Annotated in this window: 16 protein-coding genes, 1 tRNA gene and 1 pseudogene; 7 read left to right on the top strand and 11 right to left on the bottom strand. The window is 40.6% G+C overall.

Translation table 11 applies throughout. The annotated features are described in order from the left end of the window. Positions 1-56: 56 nt before the first annotated feature. On the bottom strand, positions 57-2,834 hold the full coding sequence (locus FNT16_RS20710) for a glycoside hydrolase family 88 protein (protein WP_246072364.1): 2,778 nt from the start codon (positions 2,832-2,834) through the stop codon (positions 57-59). Between the two features lie 99 nt (positions 2,835-2,933). Beyond that, positions 2,934-3,407 (bottom strand): hypothetical protein, encoded by a 474-nt coding sequence (locus FNT16_RS04560; protein ID WP_143870434.1) that lies wholly within the window; start codon positions 3,405-3,407, stop codon positions 2,934-2,936. A gap of 323 nt (positions 3,408-3,730) precedes the next feature. Between FNT16_RS04560 and FNT16_RS20345 the strand changes: the two genes are divergently transcribed. Continuing rightward, positions 3,731-5,641: a zinc metalloprotease gene (locus tag FNT16_RS20345; RefSeq protein ID WP_185976692.1), complete on the top strand. Its 1,911-nt coding sequence runs from the start codon at positions 3,731-3,733 to the stop codon at positions 5,639-5,641. 170 nt (positions 5,642-5,811) lie between these two features. Here FNT16_RS20345 and FNT16_RS04570 read toward each other — a convergent pair whose 3' ends face one another. From FNT16_RS04570 to trxA, 8 genes and pseudogenes are all read right to left on the bottom strand, one after another. Further along, positions 5,812-6,633 (bottom strand): hypothetical protein, encoded by an 822-nt coding sequence (locus tag FNT16_RS04570; protein ID WP_246072366.1) that lies wholly within the window; start codon positions 6,631-6,633, stop codon positions 5,812-5,814. Next, entirely contained in the window at positions 6,627-6,998 is a 372-nt protein-coding gene (locus tag FNT16_RS04575) for a hypothetical protein (protein ID WP_143870436.1), read from the bottom strand. Before FNT16_RS04575 ends, FNT16_RS04570 begins: the two co-directional genes overlap by 7 nt. A gap of 89 nt (positions 6,999-7,087) precedes the next feature. Beyond that, a pseudogene (locus FNT16_RS04580) lies at positions 7,088-7,436 on the bottom strand (Wadjet anti-phage system protein JetD domain-containing protein). A 265-nt stretch (positions 7,437-7,701) separates the two neighbouring features. Beyond that, entirely contained in the window at positions 7,702-8,511 is an 810-nt protein-coding gene (locus tag FNT16_RS04585) for a Fic family protein (RefSeq protein ID WP_143870437.1), read from the bottom strand. 728 nt (positions 8,512-9,239) lie between these two features. Next, a tRNA-Arg gene (locus FNT16_RS04590) sits at positions 9,240-9,316 on the bottom strand. A gap of 83 nt (positions 9,317-9,399) precedes the next feature. Next, positions 9,400-11,358, bottom strand: a complete 1,959-nt coding sequence (locus FNT16_RS04595; RefSeq protein WP_143870438.1) for a CASTOR/POLLUX-related putative ion channel — start codon at positions 11,356-11,358, stop codon at positions 9,400-9,402. Between the two features lie 175 nt (positions 11,359-11,533). After that, positions 11,534-12,802 carry a transcription termination factor Rho gene (rho, locus tag FNT16_RS04600; protein ID WP_143870439.1) on the bottom strand — a complete coding sequence of 423 codons (1,269 nt, stop codon included), beginning with the start codon at positions 12,800-12,802 and terminating at the stop codon, positions 11,534-11,536. A 184-nt stretch (positions 12,803-12,986) separates the two neighbouring features. Next, positions 12,987-13,316, bottom strand: a complete 330-nt coding sequence (gene trxA, locus FNT16_RS04605; RefSeq protein ID WP_143870440.1) for a thioredoxin TrxA — start codon at positions 13,314-13,316, stop codon at positions 12,987-12,989. 107 nt (positions 13,317-13,423) lie between these two features. On the opposite strand from trxA, the gene rhlB reads away from it, so the two are divergent. Together rhlB and gppA are read left to right on the top strand one after the other, a co-directional pair. Then, on the top strand, positions 13,424-14,692 hold the full coding sequence (gene rhlB / locus FNT16_RS04610; RefSeq protein ID WP_143872871.1) for an ATP-dependent RNA helicase RhlB: 1,269 nt from the start codon (positions 13,424-13,426) through the stop codon (positions 14,690-14,692). 14 nt (positions 14,693-14,706) lie between these two features. Then, positions 14,707-16,200 carry a guanosine-5'-triphosphate,3'-diphosphate diphosphatase gene (gene gppA / locus FNT16_RS04615; RefSeq protein WP_143870441.1) on the top strand — a complete coding sequence of 498 codons (1,494 nt, stop codon included), beginning with the start codon at positions 14,707-14,709 and terminating at the stop codon, positions 16,198-16,200. A 12-nt stretch (positions 16,201-16,212) separates the two neighbouring features. On the opposite strand, the gene FNT16_RS04620 is transcribed toward gppA, so the two are convergent. Beyond that, a complete protein-coding gene (locus FNT16_RS04620) occupies positions 16,213-17,055 on the bottom strand; it encodes a DUF6279 family lipoprotein (protein ID WP_143870442.1) in 843 nt (280 codons plus the stop codon). Positions 17,056-17,447: 392 nt separating this feature from the next. Between FNT16_RS04620 and hemC the strand changes: the two genes are divergently transcribed. The 4 genes from hemC to FNT16_RS04640 are packed head-to-tail and all read left to right on the top strand — an operon-like array spanning position 17,448 to position 21,616. Next, positions 17,448-18,377: a hydroxymethylbilane synthase gene (gene hemC, locus FNT16_RS04625; protein WP_143870443.1), complete on the top strand. Its 930-nt coding sequence runs from the start codon at positions 17,448-17,450 to the stop codon at positions 18,375-18,377. Continuing rightward, positions 18,364-19,146, top strand: a complete 783-nt coding sequence (locus FNT16_RS04630; protein WP_185976693.1) for a uroporphyrinogen-III synthase — start codon at positions 18,364-18,366, stop codon at positions 19,144-19,146. Before hemC ends, FNT16_RS04630 begins: the two co-directional genes overlap by 14 nt. Continuing rightward, positions 19,143-20,432 (top strand): uroporphyrinogen-III C-methyltransferase, encoded by a 1,290-nt coding sequence (locus FNT16_RS04635; RefSeq protein ID WP_143870445.1) that lies wholly within the window; start codon positions 19,143-19,145, stop codon positions 20,430-20,432. Before FNT16_RS04630 ends, FNT16_RS04635 begins: the two co-directional genes overlap by 4 nt. Next, positions 20,429-21,616 (top strand): heme biosynthesis HemY N-terminal domain-containing protein, encoded by a 1,188-nt coding sequence (locus FNT16_RS04640; RefSeq protein WP_143870446.1) that lies wholly within the window; start codon positions 20,429-20,431, stop codon positions 21,614-21,616. The genes FNT16_RS04635 and FNT16_RS04640 overlap by 4 nt, the downstream gene beginning before the upstream one ends. The last annotated feature ends 70 nt before the right edge of the window (positions 21,617-21,686 follow it).

A 21,686-nucleotide genomic window follows, 5' to 3' on the forward strand; every position in this document is an offset into this window, starting at 1 on the left:
TCTTTCGTAAAGCGAGTAAAAATGGCAACCAAGCGTTGCCATTTTTTTACTCTAATTTAATCGAGCGGCGCAAAGCGAATATAATCTATATCCATATATTGGTTTTTATCTGAGCGCGTTTTATCTGCCAACGTTGCTTGCGCATTGGTCACCGCAAACATACCAATTTTGGCCCCAACCCAACGGCCTTTGCGGGCTGAGAAATGCTCGCCGATAATACGAAAACGCTCCATAGAAGGTGTTTTATAACTAAACACCACTTCGGCACCCGCCTGCACAACGACACGCAATTCAATAGATTCAGCATTAAATGATTCAAGCTGCTTCTCTTGCTGGCTTTCATCACAGCCTTTGCGCGCGCCATGGCAATGCATAAATACAATTTGCTGTTCACCCTGTGCATTTTCACTGATGCCAATCCATGCGTAATCTTCACCAAATAGAGTTAAACCGGCCTGCATGTTTTGCGTATTATCCGAAAATTTAACTTTGGTGATAGCTTCAAATGTCTCTGCCGGTAATTTCTGTACCAAAAGTAAAGGGGTCATCCATAAATTATCCCCTGTTGTTTTTATTTTAGGTTGAGCGAATAAACGCATATAACCCGGATTATCGCGCAATGAATACCAATGCGATTTTGGATTCGCATTCCACTGCCACTGCAGATTTAACCTATCATGATTAAACTCATCATCAATTTGCAGCGCTATTTCTCCCCTGTACTGCGTTGTTTTGGGTCTTCTAAACTCAGCAACAGGCTGACCAATCCCGTCTCTATCTTTATCAATCCCGATCACTGGCCAATCATTTATCCATTGCATAGGTTGTAAGTGCGTGATTCTGCCATAGGCTTTTTTGGCCTGAAAATGCACAAACCAGTCTTCGTTATGCAGGGTATGCACCCAAGCGCCTTGATGTGGCCCGTTAATATGACTGCGCCCTTGCTCCATCACGATTCTAGCTTGATAAGGACCCATTATATTTTTTGCACGAAAAACACTTTGCCAACCTAAATCCACTCCGCCTGCTGGCGCAAATATATAATAAAAACCATTACGTTTATAAAATTTAGGCCCTTCAATCGTGCGAAATTTATCCAGTTTAGAACCATCAATTATGTTTGTATATTGCTCTGAAACCCAGCTGGCATCATCCGCCATTTTGCGCAAACTTAAAACATTATTAAAACCAGCCCGGCTTTTAGCCCATGCGTGTAATAAATAAGCCTGTCCATCGCCATCCCACAAAGGAGTGGGATCGATAATGCCTTTCCCCGCTAAAATCAACTTAGGCTCAGACCACTTTGCGGCCGGGTTTTTAGCAGTTGTCACATAAATACCAAAATCCGGGTCAGGGTAAAAAATCCAGAATTGTTCATTGTAATATCGAATATTAGGGGCCCATACCCCTTCGCCATGGCGTGGTGTAGAAAAATGCGCGAGCGGCACTTGCTTTGGCAGCGCATAATTAATCAATTGCCAGTTAACCAAATCGGTAGAGTGTAAAATAGGTAGCCCGGGCGCAGCATTAAAACTAGATGCCGTCATATAATAATCTTCACCAACAGCAACCACATCGGGATCTGAATAATCGACATGCAATATCGGATTGGTATAGGTGGATAGTGGTTTAATCTTGAGCGTTTCCATTAACAAGCTCGCCATGATAAAAGGCCCCACCGCTTTGGGATCATTCGCACGATAAGGCTCGTTGACATAATATTGATAACGACCATCGCGATAAGGTTTGCCCCCCAAGCCTGCAACCGCACAAACCTGCTCAATACTCAACTGGTTATGCGGGTTGACACTGATAAAGTGATCTAAAACGCCTTGATATGCACGCAAACCAATATTCAGTAATGCCGGCTCTAAATCCTTTTGTTTATAGGCTTTTAAAATTGCATATGCCAGCATAATACTACCCGACGTTTCTAGATAATTGCCTTCACCGTCAGGTATTTCGACCACTTGATACCAAAGTCCACTTGGCTGTTGATACTTTTTCATCGCTTTAACTAAACGATTGAAGCGCTCAGCTAACCATGTTTTTTGCGCTGATTGCGCCGGTAAAAATTCCAGCACGTCGACCATTGCCATAGCATACCAACCGATCGCCCGCGACCAGTGGTGCGCCGATTGCCCAGTTATCGGATCGGCCCACTTTTGTTGTTTCGATTCGTCCCAGCCGTGCACAGGCAAACCTGTATCTTTGCGATATAAATACTTTTCGATTAATTCAAACTGTTTAAGCACATCTGAATAATCCTTCTCTTGCGCAAATTCAGTGATGTATTGAGCGTAAAAAGGCGCGCCCATATACAAACCATCTAACCACATTTGTGATGGGTAGCGTTTTTTATGCCAGAAGCCCCCCTCACGGGTACGAGGATGATGCTGAAGTTGTAAACGCAGTTTATCCATCGCCAACTTGTACTTTTTTGCACCCGTTTGTTGATATAAAAAGAATAAAATTTTGCCGGGGTTGATCATATCTATATTATATTTTTCGATATCATAGGTTTTGATATCTCCTTCTTCTGTAATCAGCGCGTCTGCATAATCCTGAATATAGTCGAAATATTGTTGATCCTGAGTTTGTAAATACAATTGACTAAAACTGAGCAATACCAAGCCGTGTGTGTATGTCCATCTTGGATACTCACGCCAGTCAATTGACCAAGCTTGCGGATTACGCTGCATCTCAGACTGTGCCATGCGCTCTGACAAAGGTAATAAAGGATTTAACCCTGTTTTGTCAGGTGCCGCAAAACCCACCTGACTGACGACAAAAATGATTAAACTGCATAAGAATTTTATAGAAAGTTGTTTCATTGCAAATGCCACCGGTAGCAAAATTAAATATACACATTAGCTTACATGAATTAATATGATGATCTATTAATAAATTTGCTTTTTTTGGTATGAAAAATGTTATTTAAGTGACTGCCAATTTTGTCTAATCCCCAACAAATACAGACAGCCAATAAATAAACAAATAGCCGAACTGACAAACCAAAAGGTTAAACTCATGCTTTGTACCTGTGGGTGATCAGAAACAAAAGGCAGAAAAAAACCATAAATTCCGCGTACACAATAAACAAAGGTTATTAACAGCAAGATGCTACGCAACAACGGCAAACGAACAATCAGCTTTGCCCCTGAGTAGGCATAAAGCCCCCAAACCGCCAATACTGAAGTTATAAACAAAGTCACTAAGGTTGGATATATCTCACCTTGCTCCGCCATAAGGGCTAATTGCTCGCCCGCGCCAAAAGCCCGGTACCACTGCGGCCCACCCCAAATAACCGCAATATGCGCAAGCGCAGCCAGCATACTGCAACCACCCGCCCAGAATAAAAAATTAGACAATTTTGCATGTGTATTAAATTCAAGCGCAGATGACATAAACCCCTTCCCTGATTAAATTTTAAGCGTTTTAGAATACAAACCCTAGTTACAATGATTAGGCAATAATAACTTCATCACAATTGCACACACAAGCCTTGATACAAATTCAATTTTTACCGAAAATACGCGCTTTTATCATAGGGATATACAGTGTTCACAATATTTTATTTAAGGGTAACAGATAAACCGTTATTTACCGCTACTGATATCTCTAAACCAGACCAATTGAGATTCCTTCCAAGGTTTGATTTAGCATTTCAAAAGAATAAAGCAAATTTAGAAGGGATATATCAAAACAATAGGGAAACAAAGGGAAAACCATGAAATATATAAATATATTAATCGCTTTAATTATGATGTTGCCTGCGCTTAATCTTAACGCGCAGGATTTTAATGTTCGATTAGGTATATATTATACGCCTGAAATTGAGAATGAGCTAGGTAGTAACCGTTTAAGGCAGTTTGTTGAAGACAGTGTTCGAAACTTGAATGAAGCGCTAGTCGCCTCACAGGTGCAAGGATTGACGTTTTCAATTTCCAGTTTTAATGAGTATGATGGTGATATCAATGACAGTAATAGCACCCGCGTGCTAAATGACATATCAGGTGATCTGAGGTATGTTTTGTTGGAAGGTGATATCTTTAATAGAGTGGAGATTCCGCACACTAAGAACCCCTACAGAACTGACATGGTGGTTTTGGTGACACAGGTAGATCCAGACTATCCAAATAGACGAGGTAAAGCGTCAGAGTTGAGCGCTGGAATTACGATGTTCTTAAATAAGGAAGATTTGGATGTTTCTGATTATGTGTTGGCACATGAAATAGGGCACACACTACTCTTAGAGCATGATACAAAATCCGACAAGTATGTTGGTCGAGCTTATAAATGCGGGAATGTTCATACTATATTAACCGAAAACTTTAACAATTTACCACAATACCCCAATGGCATATTTTCAAACCCTAATATCACGAAAGGTGGTCAGCCGTGTGGTGTAGTAAACGCTTATGATTCAGCGTCTGTATTGAACGCCAATATACAAGCTCATGAGATACACCGCCATCATGGTATGAGTGTTTTGGATTGGGAGTTTAGGGCTGAGTTTGGTCGAGAGTACCCTCTACTACACCGCTGGACGGATGAAGAAATGCCCAAGCGTGCCACTGTCGGCATCAAAGCTGTGAATGAAGTGGATGAGTCCGCTGAGCAGGTAACGGTTGAATTAACCCTGAGTAATGCTGTTAATGTTGAAACAGCCGTAGAGCTTAAAACCTACTTGCAAATTGACGGGCAATTGGAAACACGTTTTGAGCAGGTTGTATTTGCAGCGGGTGAAACCTATAAAGAGCATGTCATCACGTTTGAGGATGATTCCACCTACAACCGAATCGCAAATTCTATAAATGTGTTTGCGCAATACCCAAAACAATTAAAAGTGTCGGAAAGAAAGTTCCAATCAACGGTTAATTTGATTGATGATGATCCGGCGTTAAACGGTGAATTTGGTTTCTCAAACGCGACCTACAGCATGAATCAAGGTGATGAAGGTCTAGTGACTATCAATCGCACAAATGGCGCGGATACGTCTGTAACACTCACTTTAGAAGTCAGTGATAAGATACAACTGACGCAAGAAACAGTGACGTTTGGTGTGGACGAATATAGCAAGACAGTTAAATTCACAACGAATGCAAGTGAGGCGCTATCAAACGAAAGCATAACCATTAAAGAAGCGAGTGCGGGTACGATTACCCAAGGCTCAGTGGACGTTGAAATTTTGAATGAAAGTGCATATGGTGTCTTTAGCTTTAACGAAGAGCCAGTTTTAACAGAAAACACCATTCAGGTTGTGTTAGAGCGCAGTGGACAAAGCTTTGGTGAAGTCGATGTTGAAGTAGCTTACTTTGGTTCTTTGACAGGGGAAGATTCTAAATGGGTGAACTTTGCAAACGGCCAAACCACTGTATCGGTAAACGTACCATTTATCGAAGAAGCAGGAATAGCGACCTTGTATATCAAAAACCTAAGCAACGGTGTGAAAGGCTCAACAGCCAGCGTAAAGGTCGCCATTGAAGCAGAGCCTGAGCCAGACCCGCTACCTGAGCCAGAAAAACCCGCTGGTAAGGCAGAAGGCGACTCTGGTGGTAGTGTGGGCCTGTGGGCTGCTTTATTACTGCTTGGTGGCTTAATTCGAAGCGCAGCTAGAAAAACAACCAAGCACGCTTAAAACCCAAGAGCTTTTGTTTTCAATTGGCTCTCAAAAAACTTGAATGCACGTCTTTACCGGCGTGCATTCAAGTAGAAGCTTGCCAATATAGCAGACAAGCTAAATGATACCCCTAAGCAGAAACCATTCTTGACGCACGCAAACAAAATTGATTAGGGTTTAATTCTGGTTTACAAAACATCAAATAAAGCTTGTTGTGCTATCTCTCTGTATGCTTGGCCAATTCGTGGTATATAAGAGGGATGAGGCGCTGTCACCACTTTTATTTTAGTCTCGCCTACATCTGCAAGCCCGACAGAAAATTTAAATGCCACCTTGCCTTTAATTACATAATGCTGAATGTGAGTTAACTTAGAAGAGTGCAAATACCAGTTTTTTGGTGCTGTGGTAATAAAACTTTTTGGCAGCAGAATGACTTTAGGTTTGAAATATTCAACTATCAGGTTATTTAATTCACAAGAAAAGGTTAATGCGCGCGCCAACAATTCGGCATCCAATTTTCTTAACTCAGAAGTAAACAGATTAAAGTTTTGACTTCCCCAAGGCACAATATTCGCCATTAGGGTGGTATGTTCGCCAAATTTCTTATTGAGTATCTCACTATAAAATTGCCATTTATAATTGGGTTTATTGATTGGGTTCCAACAAGGTTGTAAATCCCCATCTTTATCGGCGTACGCTTCACTAAAGTTGCCGTTTGATTGCTGCTCTAAAAAACCCGCAAAGTGCGAGGGTGCCGATGGGTCGAGAATAGTTTGCAGTGATTCTGGTACGTTCGGATTCGAACCCAACCACATCACATCCACTCTTTGATGTTGTAGCTCGGTTAATAATTTGACTGTATTAATTGTATTAAACAACGAACCACGAAACGGCACAGAGTAAGAGCCGGTGCCTCTTTGTAAATTTTCATTTTCACTTTTTGAGACAAACTCAATAATTTTTGCATTTACAACATCAAAAATATTCAATTCAGCTTTTCCTATTAACACTTAAACACTCGGTAATGTGGGTCGGCCAACCACAAACAATTAAAACCCGTTAAGCCAAAACTATCGATAACTAAAGCGCGATAGTTAGCATTTTGCATAATGCTTTTATCTGCATATATTCTAAACACGCCTTTGGGTTCAATATAGACAATTCTGCCTCGCGCAATTTCTTGATATTCACTGCCAAGCAGCTCTGGAAACATAGGCAAAAATACCAATTTATCTTCCCACTCTGTCATATGACTAAAATCGCTGTCATAAATGGCAAGGTGGTCTGCTAATAACTGACTCAGTTGAGTTTTCTTTGCTACTACAGTTGATTTATATAACCAGAAAATTCCGATATGAGGAGCGTTATCTTGCAAAGGTCAATCTCCTTTAGTGTTTTATGCAGGCGACTGACTTAAGCTTGATTTACAACCCTTTTAAACTACAAAATAAACAAAGGTAATGACTAAACCGCCCTTTGGATAAGGTGAAACGGAATTTGTTCCTGCTCCAATCGTAAGTTAGCTTGCCAATAATGATTTTTAAGCTTTGAATACAGTAAATGTTCCGCTTGAGTTAAATTTGATAGCTGCTGAGCCGCATGCACTTTGCTTTCTGGTTGCTTCATCCATTAGCATAGATTTTACTTTAGGAAAGTAACCTCTTAGCTGAGATAAAATCGCAAAACCATGTGTGTCTATGTCACCCCAATAATAAATAGCAACCTGATTTAACCAGTTCACCTCTTTTAACAATTGCACGCCATAGCCTAAACCAAAAATACAGATAGCGTTATTAACGGGTGGAAAAGCCAACCCACTGATTTTATTTTCTGTGATAAATACTTTATCAATGAGCTTGATGTAAAAGACTACCGATCAGCGGAAAATTTGGAGAACGCAGCAACTTTAAAGCTAAACATTGCTCTTTGAGGTAATCTAAAAATTCGTAATTAAACGGACTGGCAGGCATAAACTCACATCAAAAAAACTGTTAATTTAACCAGTCTATCTAAAAAATAACTCGATACATAGATGCTTGCGCGTTAATATTCAAATTTTATCAGGCCATTACAATCTGTCACGGTTGCACTTTCCAATAGCCTGATTTATCAGCCCCTATACGAGCTAACTTTCCTTCTCTCTGTAATTTAGTAATAGCTCTGCCGATAGTTCGAATATCTTTTCCAATAATATCAGCTAATTGCTGTCGAGTAAGATCAGGGGTTTGCGCTAATAAACTCAAAATCGCATCAGGTGTTTTAAGCTCTGAAATTTTATCTTTTGCATCAAGTCTTGATTTTACAGGGGCGTTTAGAGGGGCGTTTACAGGGGCGTTTACAGGGGCGTTTACAGGGGCGTTTTGTGCAAGCGTCTGATTAATCACCGAGAGCATAAAATGAATAAACGGTGTGCTATCGGCTTGTTGATCTGCTTGTTCAAGAGCCTGATAGTAATCCTGTTGATGTTCCTTAATCACACTTTCTAGAGGCAATGATAAAAACAACGGATGCCATTTAGATAAAATCAAGGTTTGCCACAGACGCCCCAAACGGCCGTTACCATCAGCAAATGGATGAATAAACTCAAATTCATAATGGAAAACACTGCTGGCAATTAAGGGGGGATCTTTTGTGTCTTTAAGCCATCGAGCTAAGTCTGCCATTAGCCCGTGAGCTGTTAATAAATCATCAATAGCATGGGGCTCAAACGATGGCAAAGCATCATTGGCTGCAATCGCGCCTTTCACCTCAGCCAATTCTCGTACACTGCCCAGTACTGGTTTACCTTCCACAATAGCAGTGATTTGCTCTTCCGTTAAAGTATTCCCCTCAATCGCTAATGTGCCAGTAATGGTTTTAATACGATTTTGTTTACGCAGTTGCGGCATTAAATATGACTTAAGCCCTGCATATTTATAGGCGACATCAATATTTATAGGCTTTTAGTGTATAGCCAACAGCAAAGAAGAATAAAATGCCGATAGCAACGTATTATAACGAAACATACTTGCCAGTTAAATAAAGAATCCGGTGACCTGAACCGCCGGTTAGGCTCATTTTTAACCTGCACGTATCAGTTATAACAAACTCGCAAACCAACAGTTAAAGCGCGGTGTGTTCAGGGTGTTTCTAGACGTCTCGCGCGCCCTTGCGGGCAACTATTCGGAATTTCCGAATAGTTGAATCTGGCTCTAATTTAAGTTGCAGCTGAATCGTAATGGTCAACTTTTACTGTAGAAATTCTAAGCGGCATTTTTCATTTCAATATACTTCTGGTGTGGTGTCATATAACCCAGTGCAGAATGCCTTCTTTTGTAGTGATAAAAAGCAATATATTTTTCAACTTCACACACAGCAGATTCATGGTTAATAAAACTAATATTATTTGTAGGTAATATCACCAACATAATGCGTGTTGTAAGTTTCAGGCACGAACTTACGTTTACTTAAAAAAGTCGGTGCATATTTATGCTCCGTACCAGAGGTTGGATGGTGGTATTGGCACGGTATCAAGCTTTGTGGCTAGTTTGAGGTCAGCTTTGTCCGGTGCTCAAATTGGATAGCAAAAACCAAAAATCGACTTAGCGTCTTTAAAATCAATGAAATAAAAAAGAAATGGCGCGCCTGGAGAGATTCGAACTCCCGACCAAGTGGTTCGAAGCCACCTACTCTATCCAGCTGAGCTACAGACGCGCAATGTTGGACTACTGATTCTATCCATCTAAATAAAAGATGCCAGTTATTTTTGAAAATGTCTGTTCGAATGCTTATTTTTTCTACAAGCCATTACCAATTACAATCAATAAGTCGTTTGCTAAAGTTGAAATGCGCTGCTCTGGCGGTAAATTCAGCTGTACAGGGTGTTCAGCTGAATTGCCGTTAAACACGCCTAAAAATATCTCACCATGCGCTTCAACTAACTGAGCAACATCTATCGACTTTAACATTTCTTTGTCGCTGTAGTCTTTTAGTGAACGCAAATAAATTTGAATGCCATCGGCTTTGGTTAATGTATCAAACAATATTTGATTTTCGGGCATCAGGGCAATTTGTGATAATAAATGGCTCATTAACAACGGCGTTATAAAAGTATCTGTGCTGGCTTGATCTAAAAAGTTTTCATTTGCCGGATCGCTTAATTCAATCAAGACATGTGGCTTTTTACTATAGTTATCTAAAATTTCATCCAGCACCATAGCACCCACTAATACCCGGGCATCTGCTTCATCGGCAGAATCTAACCTGTCGCTATAAACCAGTAAGATAATGTCTTGCTCTTCTGGCTTAAATTGCCTGATTTCAGCTTCCATCATATAGTCTGCTTCTTGCAAACTAATATTGATACGGTTGCTAAAACGACCCAGTTTGGCAATTTCCTGTTGACGGATCTGCGCCGAAAATGTAGAAACTAGGGTGACGTCAAAAGATTCATTTTGATAGTCATCCAGCTCGTGAATAATATTTGGTACGCGCCTGTTCCAGCCCAATAGCAGTAGCTTTTTACGGCCGTTATTATGCTGGGTTGCAACGGTTTTCCCTTTTTCACTTTTCGCATATGCCAACTGCCTGACAGGTGATTGACGGCTTTGCAATTGATTGTAATTTGAGGCGATGAACACCAAAATATCATCGGCAACAATTTTATGTTTGGCATGCTCACCTAGCGCTAAATAAAACTGTTGGTTTTGAGGGTCAATATAACCGACTAAAATAGCGCTTGAATGAAATAGTTTAGCTTCAGCAACCGTTTTGCCCTGATGTTCATCTGCTTCTTTTAAGAAAAATCGCCCTTTACTGCTGGCGTTTAAAAGGTGGGTATAAACTTTTAATAAATTCGGCGCGACTGCACATTGCGCCATTAAACGGCTAATGGTTTCATCCGTCACAACCACATTGGCCTGCCCTTGATAAGATTTTTTTGCCAGCTTTGTGTGTCTAACGTCATCAAGCTCAACGACTAACCTCGGAAAATGGCCGGTATTTTGCGCCAATACATTTATCGTTAATAACGACTTAATGGTTTCAACGTCAGTTGTGACTAAAGAATCTGTACGTTGATATTGGTTGGTTAAAATTACTGAAGATGCGTCTAAACATGCCACTCTGTGAAGCGCTTCAGATTGCAAAGCTTTACCCGAGCGTAAAATAACCTGCCTTGCCAATTTATGCGGTAATGCAATTTCAGCAAGTAACTGCTGATGGACAATTGCATTCACTTCTTCGGCTAACAATATAATGGTCGGCATTTTGCCGTTATAGTGTTTTTTATGCACATTTAGATTTGCTTCAACGCCCAGTAATTCCCGAATAATCGGAACAGTTCGGCTGCTCATGCCCAGCAAAACAATATGGTCTTTGACAGAAACAGGGGTTAATCCTTGCTCTAATTTTTCCATAAAAGCGATTAACCAGCGGGTCATAATGGCAACCAAGGTACCCATAAATAAAACATAACCACATATGGTTAAAATGGTCGAAACGATACGCCGCCATGCACCTTCGTCATCCCCTAAATAACCGGGATCAGTCAGGCGCAAAAAGGCCCACCAAATATCATCCGCTAAAGATTGTTCTTGCGTGCTAATCGGCGTTAATAACATGCCACCGATCAAAGAGACTAAAGCAATGCAAGCCACGATAACAAACAACTGATAGCCTGCACCTTTCACTAACTGTCTTTCTACAAAATATTTGATTCTGTCTATCGGTTGCAAGTAGGTAAATTTGAGCGACATAAGGTGCTTATAAATAAAAGATTCGTTAATGCTTTCAAATTAAACACAAAGCCAATGCTTTGTACAATGAGAATTAGAATAGAATTAAAAAAACCGTTGCAAAGTTTATCACTCAGCAACGGTTTATAAGCTTTACGCAAGTTAGCAGTAACCGAGTTAATTAACTCAGGTCAGTTTAGCTACCTTTTTGACGTTTCATTGCATCGAAAAATTCATCGTTCGTTTTAGTCATGCCTAACTTATCGATTAAAAATTCCATCGCATCAATTTCTGACATGTCATGAACAATTTTACGCAATATCCACATTTTCTGTAATTCGTCTGTCGTTGTCAGCAACTCTTCACGACGTGTACCAGAACGATTAATATCAATTGCTGGGAAGACGCGTTTTTCAGCTATCTTACGGTTTAAGTGAATTTCAGAGTTACCTGTACCTTTAAACTCTTCATAGATAACTTCATCCATTTTTGAGCCGGTATCAATCAAGGCAGTTGCGATAATGGTTAAACTACCACCTTCTTCAACATTTCGTGCAGCACCAAAAAAACGCTTAGGTTTATGTAATGCATTTGCATCCACACCACCGGTTAATACTTTGCCCGATGAAGGAATGACAGTATTGTAAGCGCGCGCTAAACGAGTGATTGAATCTAATAATATCACCACGTCTTTTTTATGCTCGACCAAACGTTTCGCTTTTTCAATCACCATTTCAGCAACCTGAACGTGACGACTGGCAGGCTCATCAAAGGTTGAAGCAACTACTTCACCTTTAACCAAACGTTGCATTTCGGTTACCTCTTCCGGACGTTCATCAATCAGCAATACCATTAACACGCAGTCTGGGTGGTTCCACGAAATAGATTGTGCAATATTTTGCAGCAACATGGTTTTACCGGCTTTAGGTGGTGCAACAACTAACGCGCGCTGACCTTTACCAATAGGGGATGCTAAATCCAGCACACGCGCGGTAATATCTTCGGTGCTACCATTCCCCCGTTCCATGCGCAATCTTTCATTGGCATGCAAAGGCGTTAAGTTTTCAAATAATATTTTATTACGCGAGTTTTCAGGTTTATCAAAGTTAACTTCGTTAATCTTTAATAATGCAAAATAACGTTCACCTTCTTTTGGTGGACGAATTTTACCCGCAAGGGAATCACCCGTTCTTAAATTAAAACGTCTGATTTGTGAAGGTGATACATAGATATCATCAGGACCAGCTAAGAAAGATGAATCTGCTGAGCGCAGGAATCCAAAGCCGTCTTGCAATATTTCTAGTACACCATCACCAAAAATGTCTTCACCACTTTTAGCGTGCTTTTTCAAGATTGCAAAAATGATATCTTGTTTGCGTAAACGAGCCATATTGTCGAGTCCCATTGACTCTGCAAGTTTGACAAGTTCGTTAATCGGTTTGTTTTTGAGTTCCGTTAAATTCATATTGGTGGGTTCTTATCTCAGAGACTGGCTGAAACAGTTCATGCTTGATTTGATTAAATTGGGAAAAAATAAAGGGTGTTGGCTTGAATTAAGCAACAACTCAGACAAAGTTAGCACTTAATTAAGGATAGATCCAGAAAAAAGAAGCTCTTTTCAGAGCTTCTTTATAATTAAATCTTATGAATTATAGATTTTCATCTAACCATTGTTTAAGTTGAGTTTTAGAAAGCGCACCCACTTTAGTAGCCGCAACGCTACCCGATTTAAATAACAATAGTGTCGGGATACCACGAACACCATATTTAGCAGGTGAAGCGTTATTTTGGTCAATATTTAATTTACCAACAGTGACTTTGCCTTCATACTCAGTTGCAACTTCATCTAAAATAGGTGCAATCATTTTGCACGGACCACACCATTCGGCCCAGAAATCGACTAGTACTGGTTTTTCAGCATTGATTACATCAGACTCAAAACTTGTGTCAGATAAAGTTAAAATGGCATCAGAGCTCATTAATTTCTCCAAATATTACGGCCTAAGCCGATGAGAATAAAACAGACTGTTTTTTTAATCCATTCAGATTCTTTTTGCAAGCTTAAACTGCTATGCTTGATCATACTATGACAATACAAACACATTTATCAGAAGTTGAATTTGCATCATTACCCATGCATGCAAAGGTTCAACAAGCCCTGAAAGAGGCGAATTACAAACACTGTACACCGATACAGGCACAGAGTCTTCCAATCGCGTTAAAAGGTGGCGATGTTGCCGGCCAAGCGCAAACCGGAACGGGTAAAACCATGGCTTTTTTGGTCGCTGTTTTCAATCAGCTACTAAGCCGGGAAGCCCCGCAGGATAGACCTGCCAGCCATATTCGGGCAATTATTTTAGCACCCACTCGAGAGTTGGTTGTACAGATTCATAAAGACGCAGCTTTACTTGCTAAACATACAGGTTTAAAGCTTGCACTTATCTATGGCGGAGACGGTTACCAAGACCAAAATGAACAACTTGCGGCCGGTGCAGATATCGTAATTGGCACCACCGGACGTATTATAGATTATTATAAGCAAGGTCTTATTAATCTAAGTCAAATTGAATCTGTCGTGCTTGATGAAGCCGATCGCATGTTTGATTTAGGTTTTATTAAAGACATTCGTTTTTTGTTTAGACGCATGCCACCAGCCAGTGAAAGATTAAGTATGCTGTATTCAGCAACCTTATCTATGCGTGTACAAGAATTAGCCTATGAACACATGTCGAGTCCAACGCATGTGCATATAGCCCCTGAACAGATGACCAATACGCGGATTACAGAAGAGCTGTTTTATCCGGCAAATGAAGACAAAATGCTGCTCTTATTAACCCTAATGGAAGAAGAGTGGCCAGACAAAGCAATTGTATTTAGCAATACAAAACATGGCTGTGAAGCCGTTTATCAGTGGTTAAAAGCTGATAAACATAGAGTTGGATTATTAACAGGCGATGTACCTCAGAAAAAACGCCTGAGCATTTTACAAAAATTTACCGATGGTCAGTTGGATATATTAGTCGCGACGGATGTTGCCGCCCGTGGTCTGCATATTCCATTGGTCACGCATGTATTTAATTATGATTTACCGGACGATTGTGAAGATTACGTGCATCGTATCGGACGCACGGGTCGTGCAGGCGAATCGGGGCATGCAATTAGTTTCGCTTGTGAAAAATACGTCTATAATTTACCTGCTATCGAAGAATATATCGGCCATAGCATAGCGGTCACTAAATATGACTCAACGCAATTATTAGACGATGTAAAACCACCCAGACCACAAGCTAAAAGACGCATGCAGCATGGTCGAACGGAAAATAACAGAAACTATAACAAAGGTCGTCGTAACTAGGAGTATACGCCTGAATGGCAGAGCAGAACTATCCGATTTATGCAGCTATTGATCTAGGCTCAAACAGTTTCCATATGCTCATTGTGCGCTCCGTTGAAGGCAGCGTACAAACGATAGGCAAAATAAAACGTAAAGTCAGGTTAGCGTCTGGTTTACAGGAAAATGGAGCATTAGAAGAAGCCGCGATTGCAAGAGGATTAGACTGTTTATCGCTATTTGCAGAAAGGCTACAAGATATTCCGGCAAAAAACGTACGCATTGTCGGTACCGCGGCACTGCGTTTAGCCACCAATTCAGCTGACTTTCTAGAACGCGCCGAATCAATCTTAAATCATCGGGTTGATATTATCAGTGGCGAAGAAGAAGCTCGGCTGATTTATATTGGTGTTGCACATACCTCAGGCACTTCAAAAACAAAACTCGTTATCGACATTGGTGGTGCCAGCACTGAAATGGTCGCTGGTGAGCGCTTCACCCCCAAAGTGGTTAATAGCTTAAATATGGGCTGTGTAACCTACCGCAAAAAATTTTTCAAAGACGATATTATCAACCTGCGCAATTTTGAAATGTCGATCAACGCTGCTCAAGTTGAAATGTCGGGCAAGATGCAGCCTTACATGGCGTTTGGCTGGCAAGCCTGTTTAGGCGCTTCAGGTACGCCGCAAGCAATTCAGGAAATTTTAATAGCGCAAGGCGACAGCGAAATGATTACGCTGGATAAGCTATTAAAATTAAAAGAAACAGCCATTGCATGTGGGCATATAGATAATCTCAATATTGTGGGTTTAGCAGAAGAAAGACGCCCTGTTTTTGTCAGTGGCTTAGCCATTTTGATTGCCATTTTTCAAGCCCTGCACATCAGTTATATGGTGGTCGCAGGGGGGGCACTCAGAGAAGGCATTATTTATGGCATGATTCCGTGCCTGCAACAAAAAGATATTCGCCAACGTACACTCAGCAGTTTTATTGAAAGGTACCGACTGGATAAAGAACATGCTTATCGGGTGCGTGACACCGCGCTCAAACTATTTGACCAATTGCATGTTCATTGGGCGTTAGAACAACACGACAGCAGAGCCGTTTTAGAAGCAGCAGCCGTTTTACATGAAGTTGGATTAACGGTTGATTTTAAGTTTGCCGCCAAACACGCGGCTTATATATTAAGTAACACAGCGATACCAGGTTTTAGCTTAGCGCAAAGAAAATTACTGATAGCCATAGTACACAACTATCGTGAAGATATTGATATAACACAAGTAAAAGCGCAAACCATGACCAGTCCAATTTTAGCTGGGCAGTTAACACGGATATTGCGTTTATCCGTTATTTTAACCATGCGCCGTAAAGATGAAGTGTTACCCACAGTTAAATTAAGCAGTACCGGACTGGATGACTTGAATCTGATTTTTGAAGCAAACTGGTTAAAAAGCCATCCGTTAATGGAAAGTGAACTCACTCAAGAACAAGAATACCAGCGCAAAGCCGGTTGGAAATTCACATTTAGTTAATGCGTTCTCGAACTAATCATATTTTTGATGTAGTGCGAGAAAATCTTGCTGGTAGTCAGTTAATTTAGCAACAAAAAATTTATGCTGTTTAGTAGTCAACAAGTCCAACATTTCAACAAAATGTTCGCTGTACTTTTGCCGGTTAACATCAAGCGCTTGCTGCAGAGCATCTCCTCGCCACAAATAAGGTGTTGCCAAAACTTTTTGCAAGCCTTCCCGCTGGATATTTTTCTCTTTAACAAACAATGCATTCTCAAACGCATTGATCCAGTTGTCCCGATAATCCAGCCACATTAAAAAAGTGTTTTCGTATTCACTACCCTGCATTTTTAAAACTTTAAGCTGTTTTTTATTGAGCGTACCGAACCAATTTTCATTTTGCTCGACTCTACGCTCCCATGCTTGTTCATATCTTTCAGTACCATCCATTGCTAGCCATTCTTCGCGTCTTTCGGTGTTTTTCTCGCGTAAGTTATCAATCAGCTCTCGCTTTTGACGGTCACTTAACATCAATAACATTTCGCTCAGTTCAGGCGTTATTTTAAACAACAAATTGCGCCAGTGCGTTTCTACCTGATCAATATGTTGTTTAAATACATCGGGTTTTATGCCCATTTCTATTTGCGCCAGCAAAGCGTCGACCTGAGTTTTATACAGTGGTAACTGCTCTGTACGATGCCATTGGTGCCAGCTATCAAATTTCTCCTCAAATATTTCGCTCTGCTCGTGCGTTAAATCAACATAATCATCGAGATACCAACTAGCGACCCAATCTGCATTGTTGTATAAAAATGTTAAACTACACCCCGTCACTAGGGGGAGACAAAAAAGCAAAACAACCCATTTTTTCTTCATGCAAATGCCCTTTTTAACGATTAAGCTGAGTTAGCACGTCTTTAAACGCGCCATTTAACCTTTGGGTTTAAAGAAAAACATTTAAGTTTTGTGTAAGCTATCGACCCAAAGACCTTCTCAATAGTTCAATGACCGGCAGCATAAGGAAATTTGGCATCGATTTGTCGGCCTAAAGGCCCGACCTACACGACTTACTTGAAACTTGTAGCTTGCTGCTTTTTGTCGGCCTAAAGGCTCGACCTACACTATTTGCTTGTAACTTGTAACTTGTAACTTAAAACTCGTAGCTCGTAGCTCGTAGCTCGAAGCTAAAACACATAACCACTTGGGTCACTGCCCTATTTGGGCTAAGATAAGCAATCATCAAAAGCAAACAAAAAAGCTAATTCTTTATGAGCAAACACCTAAGAATCGCCACTCGCGACAGCTTACTGGCCTTATGGCAAGCTGAATACGTACAACAAAAACTACAACAAGCCCATCCAGATCTAAAAGTAACCTTAGTCAAAATCAAAACAAAAGGCGATAAAATTTTAGATACACCGTTGGCAAAAATTGGTGGAAAAGGGCTTTTCGTAAAAGAATTAGAAGTCGCAATGCTATCAGGTGACGCAGACATTGCCGTTCATTCAATGAAAGATGTACCTATGGAGTTTCCCGAAGGTTTAGCGTTATCCGTCATTTGCGAACGAGAAGATCCAACCGATGCATTTGTATCAAATCATCATGCAACCATTGATGACCTGCCCAAAGGCGCTGTGGTTGGTACCTCTAGTTTACGCCGCCAGTGCCAACTACTAAAACACCGGCCCGATCTGCAGGTAAAATGGTTGCGCGGTAATGTACAAACCCGCTTAAGAAAGCTTGATGAAGGGCAATACGACGCGATTGTTTTAGCATCAGCGGGTCTCATTCGCCTTAAACTGGAAGATAGAATTCGCTATCGCATACCAACAGAAGTTATGTTACCAGCCGTTGGGCAGGGCGCAGTTGGTATTGAATGTCGTGCCGGTGATCAAGCAACACATAACATTTTATCTGTCCTAAAAGATCAAGATACGACAATAAGGTTGACCGCAGAGCGTGCTTTTAACACCAAGCTCAATGGTGGTTGTCAGGTGCCTATCGCGGGTTTTGCTGAATTTAAAGGCAATGAACTTTTCTTTCGAGGGCTAGTAGCATCGGTCGATGGTAAAAAGGTTTTTTATACTGAAAAATCTGGGATGATTGAAGAGGCTCAGCAGATAGGCGAAGCCGCTGCACAAGAATTATTAGCAGCCGGCGCTAAAACAGTGTTAGATGAGGTTTATGGCCAACAATAAAACGACTGTTTTTCACAGCCGTGTCGCAGACAGTGCACAAGAGCTAAATCACCTGCTACGGGCAGAACATTTTTTACCTCTGCACTGTCCCATTTTCGAACTACAAAAAGGTAGTGACCTCAATTTAATTGACAACGATAGATTCAATAGCATTCTGCTGGGTTCATCCTCCCCCCTTGATACGATTCTAATTTTTACCAGCCAATATGCGGTTGAATTTTTACAGCATGCAATACAGCACAAAAAACTATTAAACCCGTTACTTGAAATGCAATGTGTCGCAGTAGGCCAAACGACCGCAAAAAAACTAGTCCAAGCCGGGTTTAAAAACGTATTAACGCCAACAGCCCCGACATCCGAAGGTATTTTACAACTGCCGGTAATCCAAACATCTAAACAAGCTATATTATTTAAAGGCGAACAAGGAAGAGATAAGTTAGCTAACGCATTTAGGCTGGCTAATAAGCCATTAACTACCTACAATGTTTATAAAAGACAATGGGTTGATTTGAGTGAAACTCAGTTACAACAAATCAACAGATGCGATGTATTTATTTTTACCAGTGGCGAGATTGCACAGCATCTGTATCGTCTGGTTGTCGATAAAATTAGCCCGGATTTTGTACATAAACTTGTTTTAGTCCCTTCAGAGCGGGTCGCGAAACAGTTAACAGAATATGGATTTGATCAGGTTATCAATATAGGAAGCGCAAGTAATCACAATATTATTGCGCACTTACGTAAATTTAAGGGTAGCGTCTTAACATGACAGATAAAACGGATAATACAGGCAAACAAACTCCCGAATCCAGTGTCGAACGAGCGGAACAAGCGCAAGCTCAGGATAAATCTGCCGCAACAGAAAAAAAAGCAGAAGATGCTCAAAACACGGAAAAAGCAGGACAAACCGATAAAACCGAGCGCACTACCGATAAAGAGGGTGCGACAGAAAAAGTCGTTGTCGAAAAAAATGCAAAAACACCTTCGCAAACGACTCGTTCAGAAACTGTGGTGGTAAAAGAAAAAGGCAGTAAATTTAGCCCACTCGCGTTTATCGCATTTTTATTCGCACTCGCGGCACTCGGTGCATGCGGATGGTTATATTGGCAGCTGGAAATGCAAAAAAACACGTTTGCTAAGCAGCAGCAAAGTTTTACAACGCAAAAATCACAACTAAAGTCACAACTTAAACAACAGAGCAACGAACTTAAACAGCAACAACAAGCTGAACAACAAAATTTTAGCCAACAACTCAACACGCAACTGAACAATCAGTTAAGCCAATTCGCCAATGAGGTTGAGCAAAAGCTGCAAACTCAACAACAAAAAATGGATAAATCCATTGAGTTGATTAATCAAAGTGGTGAAAAAGCGCGCCAGCAAATGTTACTAACCGACATCAAAAATTTGATTAATATCGCTTCTCACAAACTATTTTTACAACAAGATAAACAAGCTGCACTGACCGCATTAAAAATGGTGCAAAACCGACTTGCAGCCCTTTCTGATAGCAAATTTTTAGCCATAAAACAAAGCATCGCCGAAGATATCGGCACCCTAAACGCGCTACCTTCAGTGAATAATCAAGAGATATATTATCAGCTAAGCGAATTAATGGGATCACTCAAAAAATTACCTCTGAATCAGGCAGTCATGCCAACAAAAACCAACAGTGCTGAGCAAACAAAGCCCAGCAGTGAAATAAGTTGGGATAACTTAAAACTCGTTTGGCAAGACTTTTTATCGCTATTTAGAGTACAAAAGAGAGATACAGAAATAGAGCCTTTATTAACCCCAGCTCAGGTGCAAAATATTGAACTTAATTTGCTCAGTAAATTAAATCAAGCACAATGGGCTGCATTAAATGCACAATCTGCGGTCTATCAAACCGCTTTAAAGCAAACAGCACAATGGGTCAGCCAATATTATGATCCAACCAGCCCTAAAGTCACTCTGGTGATTGACAGGTTAATCCTTTTAGCTAACAAGCAGTTGGTCGCTGATTATAGCCAGGTAACCTTAAATACCCCGACGTTAATGGATAACACGCTATGATACGAATACTTGTTCTATTTATATTAGCCTGTGCTTTATTAGCCGGCGGAGCTGTGCTAGTAGAAGAAAAAGGGTATGTCTTAATCCATGTTGCCGGATGGTCATGGGAAGCCAGTTTTATTGGTTTTTTATTTATTATTCTGGTCGCGTATCTGGTATTTAAACTCATTGAAAAAGTTCTAATTTCATTATTCAGTGTACGCCGTAGTTTTTCCAACTGGCGTAAAAACCGCAAGCAAAGTACCAGCTTGCACGCATTACAACAATCTATTGAAGCTTTGCTGTCTGGACAGTGGCAAAAAGCAGAACAACTCAGCTTAAAACACGCTAAATACAGCCCGATTGCCAGCAGCCATTATTTAATTGCAGCTGAAGCCGCTAAAAACTGTGGTCAGCATGAAGAAAGCAGTTTGTACCTGCTGCGCGCGCAGGAAAATGGTGATGAAAGCCATAAACAACTGGCTATGGCGCAAAGCTTACAGCAAGAAGGTAAAACCGACAAAGCGATTGAGTTAACGGAAAAATTGTACAGAGAGAACAAAAAAAACACACAAACTTTATTATTATTAGCACGCCTGTACGAAACATCGGAAGACTTTGAAAAATTAAGAGAACTGTTACCGGACGTAAAACGCTATGCCGAGATTACAGATAGTGAATTGCAGTTACTGGCATTAAAAGCATGGCAACCAATATTTACACAAGCAGCGCTTGATAACAGTGAAAGAACAATAGAGCAAGCTTACAAACAACTGACCAAGCTAGTCGGCACGAGTGGCAACGCTCGGCAAAATTACTTTAGCGCATTACTCGCAGCCGGTTGTCATAGCACAGTGGAAAAAAAGCTGATCAAACTCTTTGATGAAGACACCCACAAAAATCAAACAACCATCAATATATTAAAAACCTTAGAATTGAATCAGCCTCTTAAGCTCATCGCTTGGTTAGAAAAAAAACTGAAAAGTAACCCACAAGATGACTGGCTGAAAATTGCGTTGGCAATAACCGCTGCTAAAAACCGTGATTGGCAGCTTGCACAACAAGCAATGGAAAGTGCCATCCGTCAATTACCCAGTGCAGAAAATTACGCAATATTAGGAGATATTTACCAAGAAAACCAGCAATCAGAAAAAGCCAAACAATGTTATAGAAAAGGTTTAAGTTTATTATTGGATGCAGCTTAAACCTTGCGTTTACCTATATATTATTGTGAATTTTGATAACTGATTATCAGTCAGCAATAAAAGTTATACA

This window comes from Catenovulum sediminis, from assembly GCF_007289895.1.
Lineage (GTDB): Bacteria > Pseudomonadota > Gammaproteobacteria > Enterobacterales > Alteromonadaceae > Catenovulum > Catenovulum sediminis.